The organism is Arsenicicoccus cauae (genome assembly GCF_009707125.1).
Lineage (GTDB): Bacteria > Actinomycetota > Actinomycetes > Actinomycetales > Dermatophilaceae > Arsenicicoccus > Arsenicicoccus cauae.
Genome location: NZ_WLVL01000046.1, coordinates 44,045 through 54,832 on the forward strand (window position 1 = coordinate 44,045; position 10,788 = coordinate 54,832).

The 10,788-nt window shown below is 69.7% G+C and carries 7 protein-coding genes; 5 read left to right on the top strand and 2 right to left on the bottom strand.

Annotation, left to right across the window (positions count from 1 at the left end):
• Position 1 precedes the first annotated feature (1 nt).
• Together alaS and GGG17_RS14630 are read right to left on the bottom strand one after the other, a co-directional pair.
• Positions 2 to 2,704 (bottom strand): alanine--tRNA ligase, encoded by a 2,703-nt coding sequence (gene alaS, locus GGG17_RS14625; protein WP_154594433.1) that lies wholly within the window; start codon positions 2,702 to 2,704, stop codon positions 2 to 4.
• Between the two features lie 299 nt (positions 2,705 to 3,003).
• Complete coding sequence (locus GGG17_RS14630; protein ID WP_154594451.1) at positions 3,004 to 4,302, bottom strand: replication-associated recombination protein A; 1,299 nt, start codon at positions 4,300 to 4,302, stop codon at positions 3,004 to 3,006.
• 328 nt (positions 4,303 to 4,630) lie between these two features.
• Between GGG17_RS14630 and GGG17_RS14635 the strand changes: the two genes are divergently transcribed.
• The 5 genes from GGG17_RS14635 (at position 4,631) to GGG17_RS14655 (ending at position 10,746) form a co-directional block, all read left to right on the top strand.
• Positions 4,631 to 6,268: a peptide ABC transporter substrate-binding protein gene (locus GGG17_RS14635; RefSeq protein ID WP_154594434.1), complete on the top strand. Its 1,638-nt coding sequence runs from the start codon at positions 4,631 to 4,633 to the stop codon at positions 6,266 to 6,268.
• 306 nt (positions 6,269 to 6,574) lie between these two features.
• Positions 6,575 to 7,501 (top strand): ABC transporter permease, encoded by a 927-nt coding sequence (locus GGG17_RS14640; protein ID WP_288798108.1) that lies wholly within the window; start codon positions 6,575 to 6,577, stop codon positions 7,499 to 7,501.
• A complete protein-coding gene (locus GGG17_RS14645) occupies positions 7,494 to 8,441 on the top strand; it encodes an ABC transporter permease (RefSeq protein WP_154594435.1) in 948 nt (315 codons plus the stop codon). Before GGG17_RS14640 ends, GGG17_RS14645 begins: the two co-directional genes overlap by 8 nt.
• 15 nt (positions 8,442 to 8,456) lie before the next feature.
• On the top strand, positions 8,457 to 9,506 hold the full coding sequence (locus GGG17_RS14650; protein ID WP_154594436.1) for an ABC transporter ATP-binding protein: 1,050 nt from the start codon (positions 8,457 to 8,459) through the stop codon (positions 9,504 to 9,506).
• Positions 9,499 to 10,746, top strand: coding sequence for an ABC transporter ATP-binding protein (locus GGG17_RS14655; RefSeq protein WP_230083049.1), 1,248 nt, complete (start codon positions 9,499 to 9,501; stop codon positions 10,744 to 10,746). The genes GGG17_RS14650 and GGG17_RS14655 overlap by 8 nt, the downstream gene beginning before the upstream one ends.
• The last annotated feature ends 42 nt before the right edge of the window (positions 10,747 to 10,788 follow it).

Genomic DNA, 10,788 nt, shown 5'->3' on the forward strand with positions numbered 1-10,788 from the left:
GTCAGCGCTGGGTGGCGCGGGCCCCGACGGTCCACTCGACCTGGGTGAGCGCCTCGCCGATCCTGGTCGCGTCCTGGCCTCCGCCCTGGGCGAGGTCGTCCTTGCCGCCGCCCCCGCCACCGAGGGTCTGCGCGGCGACGCGCACCAGGTCACCGGCCTTGATCCCCCACTCGCGGGCCCGCTCGTTGGTGGCCACGACGACGACGGGCCGCCCCTTGGACTCGGTCGCGACGGCCACCACGCCCGGACGATCGGTGCCGAGCCGGCCACGCAGGTCGAGCACGAGGGCGCGCACGTCGTCGGCCGCCAGCCCGTCCGCGTGGTGACCGACGAAGCTCACGCCATACACGTCCTTGGCCTGGCTCGCGAGCCGGCCGGCGGCCGCGAGCGCCTGCTGCTGGCGCATGGTGGTGATCTCGCGCTCGGCGTCCTTGAGCTTGCCGAGGATCGAGGAGATGCGCTCGGGCAGCTCCTCGCTGCGGACCTTGAGGTCGGCCGTGAGCTGACCGACGATCGCCGCCTCGCGCGCGAGGAAGTCGTAAGCGTCCGACCCGACGAGCGCCTCGACGCGACGCACCCCGGAGCCGATGGACGCCTCGCCGAGCAGCTTGACGACGCCGAGCTGGCCGGAGCGCTGGGCGTGCGTGCCACCGCAGAGCTCACGCGCCCAGTCGCCGACGGAGATGACCCGCACCTCGTTGCCGTACTTCTCGCCGAACAGCGCCATGGCGCCGGAGGCGACCGCCTCCTCCTGGGTCATGACGTCGGCACGCACCTCGAGGTCCTCGAGCAGCATGGTGTTGACCTTGGACTCGACCTCGCCCAGCACCGAGACGGGCACCGCCGAGGTGGCGTTGAAGTCGAACCGGAAGCGGCCGGGGGCGTTCTCGGAGCCGGCCTGCGTGGCGGTGTCGCCGAGCGCCTCACGGATCGCCTTGTGCACCATGTGCGTCGCGGTGTGGGCGCGGCTGATCGAGCGGCGGCGCTGCAGGTCGACGAGGGCGTGGGCGGCCAGGCCGGGCACGACCTCGCCGGACACGACCGTCGCCTTGTGGACGATGAGCCCGGTGATGGGCTTCTGGACGTCGCGGACCTCGATGACGGCGCCGTTGTCCAGCTCGATCCGACCGCCGTCGGCGAGCTGGCCGCCGCCCTCGGCGTAGAAGGGGGTGCGGTCCAGGACGATCTCGACGTCCTGCCCCGCGGTCGCCGACCGCGTCGACGCGCCGTCGACGACCAGGCCGGAGACGCGCGCCTCGGAGCGCACCTCGTCGTAGCCCGTGAACTCGACCGCGTGGCCGAGGGCGTCCGCCAGCTCGCGGTAGGCGCTGGCGTCGCCGTGGCCCTGCTTCTTGGCCTGGGCGTCGGCCTTGGCGCGCGCCCGCTGCTCGCCCATGAGGCGGCGGAAGCCCTCCTCGTCGACGGACAGGCCCTGCTCGGCCGCCATCTCCAGGGTCAGGTCGATCGGGAAGCCGTAGGTGTCGTGCAGCTGGAAGGCCTTGTCCCCGCCCAGCACCCGCGCACCCGACGACTTCGCCTGGGAGACGGCGGAGTCCAGGATGGTGGTGCCGCTGGTGAGGGTGCGGCGGAAGGCCTCCTCCTCGGCGTACGCGATCTGGCTGATCCGAGAGAAGTCCCGCTTCAGCTCGGGGTAGGACCTGCTCATCTGCTCCATGGACACGGGCAGCAGCGCGGGCAGCGCGGGCGTGGTCACACCCAGCAGCCGCATCGAGCGCACCGCGCGGCGCAGCAGCCGCCGCAGGACGTAGCCGCGCCCTTCGTTGCCGGGCGTGACGCCGTCGCCGATGAGCATCAAGGACGACCGGACGTGGTCGGCGACCACGCGGAAGCGGACGTCGTCGCCGTCGTTCGCGCCATACCGCCGACCCGAGATCTGCTCGGCCCGCTCGATGACCGGGTAGACCTCGTCGATCTCGTAGAGGTTGTCGACGCCCTGCAGCAGGAAGGCCACGCGCTCCAGGCCCATGCCGGTGTCGATGTTCTTGGCGGGCAGCGGGCCGACGACGCGGAAGTCGTCCTTGGCCTTGACGTCCGTGATCTCCTCGGTCTGGAAGACGAGGTTCCAGATCTCCAGGAAGCGGTCCTCGTCGGCCTCCGGGCCGCCGTCCGCGCCGTACTCCGGGCCGCGGTCGATGTAGATCTCCGAGCAGGGGCCGCCGGGGCCCTCGACGCCCATGTGCCAGTAGTTGTCCTTGAGGCTGCGGCCCTGGATGCGCTCGGCCGGGACCCCGACGGCGATCCAGTGGTCGTAGGCCTCCTTGTCGCCCTCGGGGTAGTCCGGGTGGTAGCCCGGGCCGAGGACCGTGACCCACACCTTGTCGGGGTCGAAGCCGAGGAAACCGTCCTCCTGGCGCCCGGTGACGAACTCCCAGGCGTACCTGATGGCCTTCTTCTTGAAGTAGTCCCCGAAGGAGAAGTTGCCGTTCATCTGGAAGAAGGTGCCGTGGCGCGTGGTCTTGCCGACCTCCTCGATGTCGCCGGTGCGCACGCACTTCTGCACACTGGTGGCGCGCTTGTAGGGGGCGGTCTCCTGGCCGAGGAAGTAGGGCTTGAAGGGGACCATGCCGGCGTTGACGAAGAGCAGGTTGGGGTCGTCGTAGAGCAGGGGGGCGCTGGGGACGACGGTGTGTCCCTTGCCCTCGAAGTACGCGAGCCAGCGGCGACGGATCTCGGCGGTTTCCATGACGGTGTCCTTGTCTTGGTCTTGCACGTGTGGGGGCAGGCGCGGGCGTCGGCCGGGGCCTGCGGGGAGCAGTCGTATGACGGGGAGGGGCCACCTGCGCGCGCACGCACGCAGGCCGGGGCGGGGGCAGCCGCCCCTAGATAGCTCGGGCTCGGCCCGCCGCGGCGATCCGCGCAGCCGCGGTGGTCGCAGGCGTGGCTGCGACTGCGGCGATCACTGCGCGACGGGTGCCGGGGACCACGGCGCTCACCTCCGAGGGGTCGTGGCGTCTTCGGCCAGCCTACCCCTAGCCGCCCGCCTCATCGCCGGTCGTGCAGCGCGGCCCGCAGCCACCTCCACCGGGAGGCCAGGCGCTCCTCGAATCCGCGCGTCGTGGGGCGGTAGTAGTCGACGGCCCGGTCCAGGTCGTCCGGGAGGTACTGCTGGGCCGCGACGCCCTCGTCCAGCGCGTGCGGGTAGACGTAGCCGTCGCCGTGCCCCAGCCGCGACGCGCCGGCGTAGCCCGATCCGCGCAGGTGCGCCGGCACGGCACCCCCGCGGCCGGCCCGCACGTCGGCGATGGCCTCGTTGATGCCGGCGTAGGCGGCGTTGGACTTGGGGGCGAGAGCGTTGTGGACCACGGCCTGGGCCAGGATGATGCGCGCCTCGGGCATGCCGATCTGGGCCACGGCGTGCATCGCGGCCACGGCGGTCTGAAGAGCGGTGGGGTCCGCCATACCGACGTCCTCGGAGGCCGCGATGACCACCCGCCGCGCGATGAACCGCGGGTCCTCCCCCGCCTCCAGCATCCGCGCGAGGTAGTGCAGCGAGGCGTCCACGTCGGACCCCCGCATCGACTTGATCAGGGCGGACGCGACGTCGTAGTGCTGGTCGCCGGTCTTGTCGTACCGCACGACGGCCTTCTCGACCGCCTGCTCGACGTGGGCGCTGGTGATCGACACGGGCTCGTCGTGGGCCGCGCCCGCAGGTTCGTCGCCGAGCGCCACCCCGGCGGCGCCCTCCAGCGCGGTCAGCGCCCGCCGCGCGTCTCCCCCGCTGATCCGTATGACGTGCTCCCGGGCCGCCGCCTCGAGGGCGAAGGCACCGGCGAGGCCCCGCTCGTCGACCACCGCCTGGTCGAGCACCTCGCCGAGGTCCTCGTCCGTCAGCGAGCCGAGGGTCACGAGCACCGAGCGGGACAGCAGCGGCGCGATGATGCTGAACGACGGATTCTCCGTCGTCGCCGCCACGAGCACGACCAGACGGTTCTCGACCGCGGGCAGCAGGGCATCCTGCTGGGCCTTGGTGAACCGGTGGATCTCGTCGAGGAAGAGCACGGTGGTGCGGCCGTAGAGGTCGCGCTCGCGCACGGCCTCGTCGATCACCCGGCGCACGTCCTTGACCCCTGCCGTGATCGCCGACAGCTCGACGAACCGGCGGCCGGCCGCGGTGGCGACCAGGTGGGCGAGGGTGGTCTTGCCCGTGCCGGGAGGTCCCCACAGGATCGCCGACAGCGGACCGACGGTGCCCGAGTGCCCCTCGATCAACCGTCGCAGGGGGCTGCCGGGCCGCAGCGCCGCCCCCTGCCCGCGCACCTCGTCCAGGGATCGCGGACGCATCCGGACCGCGAGGGGTGGCAGCGGGGCGTCGGATCCGCCGGAGGCGTCGAACAGGTCCGGGACATCCACCGGCTCAGTGTCTCAGACGTCCCGATCCCCCTCGGCGCTGACGGGCTCCGTGCGGTGGCCCTCTGGTCACGAATCGGTATCGACGCCGCCCGGGGGTCTGGACCGGACCGTGGCCAGACCTAGAGTGTGGCCCACGGTTCCCCGCTCACACGAGGGCAAAGGCGCACTCGCTCGGCTGGGATCACACCCTGACCGCCATCCGTCAGGGTGATCACCAAGGTCCGTCCCATCACCGGACCGTTCGAGGAGGTCTATCCCTATGCGAGCCACCACTCGCCTCACCCTCACCGCCACCATCTCGGCGTCGGCAATGCTGCTGGCCGCCTGTGGCGGCGGTTCCGGCAGCTCCGGCTCCTCCGCCAGCGGCGACTCCGCCAGCAAGGAGGGCGGGTCCATCTCCGTCCGCGGCTGCAACCCGGAGAACCCCCTGATCCCCGGCGCCACCACCGAGACCTGCGGGGGCGACGTCATCGACGCCGTCACCGCCCGCCTCGTGCACTACAACGTCGACACGGCCAAGCCGGAGAACGACATCGCCGAGTCCATCGAGACCCAGGACAACCAGACCTTCACGATCAAGCTCAAGAAGGGCTACAAGTTCTCGGACGGCACCGAGGTCAAGGCCAAGAACTTCGTCGACGCGTGGAACTACACCGCCCTGTCGACCAACGCCCAGGGTGCGTCCTACTTCATGGAGCCGATCGAGGGCTTCGCGGACCTGCAGGCCGAGGAGGGCCAGCAGCCCAAGGCCAAGACCATGTCCGGCCTGAAGGTCGTCGACGACCACACCTTCACCATCAAGACCACCGACAAGGTGTCCAACCTGCCCGAGCGCCTCGGCTACTCGGCCTTCGCGCCGCTGCCGGACTCGTTCACCAAGGACCCGAAGGCCTTCGGCGACAAGCCGGTCGGCGCCGGCCCCTACGTGGTCGAGTCCTGGACCAAGAACCAGTCGATCGTCCTGAAGAAGAACCCGAGCTACTCGGGCTCCAACAAGGGCTCCCTGGACCAGATCACCTTCAAGATCTACCAGGACTCCTCGGCCGCCTACAACGACGTGATGGCCGGCAACCTGGACGTCACGGACGAGGTCCCGTCCTCGGCGATCACGGCCGACAAGTACAAGACCGACCTGCCCGACCGCAACGCGCAGAAGGAGTACGGCGGCATCTCGACCGTCACCTTCGCGTCCGCCAAGGCAGACCCGGCGGTCCAGAACCCCAAGGTCCGCCAGGCGATCTCGATGGCCATCGACCGCGAGGCCGTCATCAAGTCGCAGTTCAACGGCACGCGTACCCCGGCCACCGGCTGGGTCGCCACGACCGTCAACGGCTACAAGGCCGGCGCCTGCGGCGAGTTCTGCACCTACGACGCCGCCAAGGCCAAGGCCAAGCTGCAGGAGGCCGGTGGCTTCACGGGCAAGCTGACCCTGTCCTACAACGCCGACGCGTCGCACAAGGACTGGACCGAGGCCACGTGCCAGTCGATCAAGGAGGCGCTCGCCATCGACTGCGTCGCCACCCCGGTCGTGGACTTCAAGACCTTCCGCACGCAGGTCAAGAAGCGCGAGATGAAGGGCATGTTCCGTACGGGCTGGCAGATGGACTACCCGTCGATCGAGAACTTCCTCACCCCGATCTTCGCGACGGGCGCGTCCTCCAACGACGGCGACTACTCCAACGCGGCCTTCGACGCCAAGCTCAAGGAGGCCGCCGCGGCGACCGACTCGGCCAAGGCGAACGAGCTCTACCAGGAGGCCGAGGGCATGCTCAAGGAGCAGATGCCGTCGATCCCGCTCTGGTACCCGAAGTCGACCATCGGTTGGTCCCCCAAGGTGACCAACGTCAAGATCTCGGCGTTCGGCAAGCCGGACTACGTGGGCATCAAGCTCAAGTGAGCTGACGGGCCTCAGTCCGACAGGTGACACCTGAGTCGTGGGTGCCCGGCACGTGCCGGGCACCCACGCCTGTGCGGGGGCGATGTCGGACATCACCCCCGGTGCCGCTACGCTGAGGCCGCTCGCACTCCCCATCCCGACCCCCCACGGGTCTGACCACAGCCATCGCGTGAGCAGCGTCGCCACGTGAGCCGTCTGCCGGATGCCATCCCCCCTCCGGCGGAGGCATCGCAGCTCACGCTCGGAGCACGACTCCGAGACGTCTGCGGCCCAGCCGCCGCAGGCACGACCATCTGAGGAGGTGTCGTGACCAAATACATCATTCGCCGGATCCTGCAGATGATCCCGGTGCTCATCGGTGCCACGTTCTTGATCTTCGCCATGGTGTTCGCCCTGCCGGGCGATCCGACCGAGGGCAAGTGCGGTGAGCGTCCCTGCTCCCCCGCCTACGTGGAGAAGTTCCGCGCCGAGCACAACCTCAACGACCCGCTGCTCGTCCAGTACGGCAAGTACATGGGCAAGCTCGTCCAGGGCGACCTCGGCACCAACTTCTACGGGATGCCGGTGGCCGAGGACCTCTCCTCGCGCTACGCCATCACCGCCAAGCTCGCGCTGATCGCCATCGCCTTCGAGATCGTGATCGGCCTGGTCGCCGGCGTGCTGGCCGGCATCCGCAAGGGCAAGTTCATCGACAACCTCGTCATGGTCTCGACCCTCGTGGCGATCTCGATCCCCTCGTTCGTCATCGGCTCGACGCTGCAGTACCTCCTCGGCGTCCGGCTTCGCTGGTTCCCGGTGACCGCCGCCAACGACCCGACGCTGTACGACCTGGTGCTGCCGGGGTTCGTCCTCGGGTCCCTGTCGATCGCGTACGTCGCCCGGCTGATGCGCACCAACCTGGTCGAGAACCTCCGCGCCGACTACGTCCGCACGGCCATCTCCAAGGGTCTGACCCGGCAGCGGGCCATCGGTCTGCACGCCATGCGCAACTCGATGATCCCCGTCGTCACCTTCCTCGGCGCCGACTTCGGGTCGTTGCTCGGTGGCGCCATCGTCACGGAGCGCATCTTCAACATCCGCGGCGTCGGCGGCTACATCTTCACCGGCATCCACAACCGGGACGGCATCGCCGTGGTCTCGGCCGTCACGATGCTGGTGTTCGTCTTCCTCATCGTCAACCTGCTCATCGACCTGCTCTACGGCCTGCTCGACCCGAGGATCAGCCATGACTGACGCCACCACCGCCACCGTCGCCGCCGCAGAGGTGGCCCCGGACCCCTCCCAGGGGGCCGGCCCCGGAGCGGACGAGGCGCGTTCACTGTGGTCGGACGCCTGGCGCCAGCTGCGCAAGAACCCCCTCTTCTGGATCTCCGCCGCGCTCATCGTGGTCTTCCTCCTGATGGCGCTCGTGCCCCAGCTGTTCACCCGCATCGACCCGACGTCCGGCTCGCTGCGCCACGTGCGCGAGGCCATGAGCGGTGACCACTGGTTCGGCACGGACAAGCAGGGCCGCGACATCTACTCCCGCACGATCTACGGCGCGCGGGCCTCGATCATCGTCGGCCTGCTGACCACGCTGAGCACGACCCTCGTCGGCGGCGCCCTCGGCATCATGGCCGGCTACCTCGGCGGCTGGCTCGACGCGCTGCTGATGCGCGTGACGGACATCTTCTTCGCGATCCCCATGTTGCTCGGGGGCATCCTGTTCATGGCCTCCTTCCCGTCCAACGCCGACACGAGCTACTGGGCCGTCGTCGGCAAGGTGGTGCTGGTGATGACCGTGTTCGGCTGGCCGGGCATCGCGCGACTCATGCGTTCCGCCGTCCTGCAGGTGAAGTCCTTGGAGTACGTCCAGGCGGCGCGGGCGCTCGGCGCCCGCCCGGGACGGATCATCCTGGGCCACGTCCTGCCCAACGCGGTGGCGCCGGTCATCGTCGTGGCGACGATCAACCTGGGCGCCTACATCGCGACCGAGGCGACGCTGTCCTTCCTCGGCATCGGTCTCGTGCCCCCGACCATCTCGTGGGGCGTCGCGATCTCCGACGCCCTCGACACGGTGCGCACCTCGCCGCACATCCTGCTCTTCCCCAGCCTGTTCCTGAGCCTCGCGGTCCTCGCGTTCATCCTCCTCGGTGACGCCGTCCGCGACGCGCTGGACCCGAAGTCTCGATGAGGGGCTGACACACACATGTCTACGACCCACACGGCCCGTCATGCGCGGGCACCCCAGGAAGCCGGCTCGGCCTACCAGCCGATCGACGGCCGCCTCCTCGACGTGGAGGACCTCCACGTCGAGTTCCACACGGACGACGGCATCGCCCGGGCCATCAACGGCGTCAACTTCACCCTGGACGCCGGGGAGACGCTGGCGATCCTCGGCGAGTCGGGCTCCGGCAAGTCGGTGACCGCCCAGGCGATCATGGGCATCCTCGACATGCCCCCGGCCAAGATCCCCCAGGGCTCGGTCCGCTATTGCGGTCAGGAGCTGCTGACCATGCCGGAGGACCAGCGGCGGCACGTGCGCGGCCCGGAGATCTCGATGATCTTCCAGGACGCCCTGAGCTCGCTCAACCCGGTCTTTCCGGTCGGCTGGCAGATCGCCGAGATGTTCCGCCAGCACCGCGGGATGAACAAGTCCGACTCGCTCGAGCAGGCCGTGCGCCTCATGGAGCGGGTGGCCATCCCCGGGGCCAAGTCCCGCGTCAAGGCCTTCCCGCACCAGTTCTCCGGTGGCATGCGCCAGCGCATCATGATCGCGATGGCCATCGCGCTCGACCCGGCCGTGCTCATCGCCGACGAACCGACCACGGCGCTCGACGTGACGGTGCAGGCGCAGATCATGGGTCTGCTGGCCGAGCTCCAGCAGGAGCGCCAGATGGGCCTGATCCTGATCACCCACGACCTCGGTGTCGTGGCCGACGTCGCCGACCGCATCGCGGTGATGTATGCCGGCCGCATCGTGGAGCAGGCCGACGTCTACGAGCTCTACCGCAAGCCGGCCCACCCCTACACCAAGGGGCTGCTGGACTCCATCCCGCGCCTGGACCAGAAGGGCGAGACGTTGTCGGCGATCGGTGGCCTGCCGCCCAACCTGCTGCGGATCCCGCCGGGCTGCTCGTTCAACCCGCGCTGCCGCTACGCCCAGGACGTCTGCCGGCAGGACCGTCCCGAGCTGCTCGAGGTGGCTCCCGGTCGCCTGTCCGCGTGCCACTTCTCCCAGGAGGTGCTCCATGGCTGAGCCGATCCTCGTCGCCAAGGACCTCGTCAAGCACTACCCGATCAAGGGCGGAATCCTCCGCACCACGACGGGTCACGTCAAGGCCGTGGACGGTGTCTCGTTCGAGCTGCTCAAGGGCGAGACCCTGGGCATCGTGGGCGAGTCCGGTTGCGGCAAGTCGACCCTGGGGCGCCTGCTCATGCGCCTGGAGGAGCCGACGTCGGGCACGCTCGACTTCGACGGCGTCGACATGTACTCCCAGAAGGGCTCGGCCATGCGCAAGCTGCGCCGAGACATCCAGATCGTCTTCCAGGACCCCTACACCTCGCTCAACCCGCGCAAGACGGTCGGCGACATCGTGGGCGAGCCCTTCGACATCCACCCGGACGTCGTGCCCAAGTCGGGTCGACGCAAGGCGGTCCAGGACCTGCTGGACCTCGTGGGGCTCAACCCCGAGCACATCAACCGCTATCCCCACCAGTTCTCCGGTGGCCAGCGTCAGCGCATCGGCATCGCCCGGGGCATCGCGCTCAACCCCAAGGTGCTGATCTGCGACGAGCCGGTCTCGGCGCTGGACGTCTCGGTGCAGGCGCAGGTCGTCAACCTGATGGAGAAGCTCCAGAACGAGCTCGGCCTGTCCTACATCTTCATCGCTCACGACCTGTCGGTGGTGCGGCACATCTCCGACCGGGTCGGCGTGATGTACCTCGGCAAGATGGTCGAGCTGGGCACGGAGGACGAGATCTACGAGCGGACGACGCACCCGTACACCCAGGCGCTGATGTCGGCCGTCCCCGTGCCGGACCCGACGCTGCGTGGCAAGCGCGAGCAGATCGTCCTGCAGGGTGACGTGCCGTCCCCGGCCAACCCGCCCGCGGGCTGCCGCTTCCACACCCGGTGCTGGAAGGCCCAGGAGCGCTGCACGACCGAGGTGCCGGAGTTCGTCGACCGGCCGGACGGCTACGACGGCCACCGCAGCGCCTGCCACTTCCCCGAGGTGCTCGTCGCCACCGGGGCCGAGGTCGACTCCGACCTGCCGGGCGGGACGAGCAGCGGCGACGGTGCCACCAGGGCCTCCGAGGGGCACGGCGGCCTGAGCGGTCTCCTGCGCAAGGTGGCCGACAAGGTGGGTCTGGACGACGACGCCAACGACCCCACCCACCAGTCGGCGCGCACCTACCGGCCCGACACCGGTGACAGCGACAGCGTCGCGGACGCACGAGCCACCGCCGACAACGCCAACAAGCAGCACGGCTGGTAGTCACCCGCCCACCACGGTCGTGAGGGTTTGGTCCAAGATCCT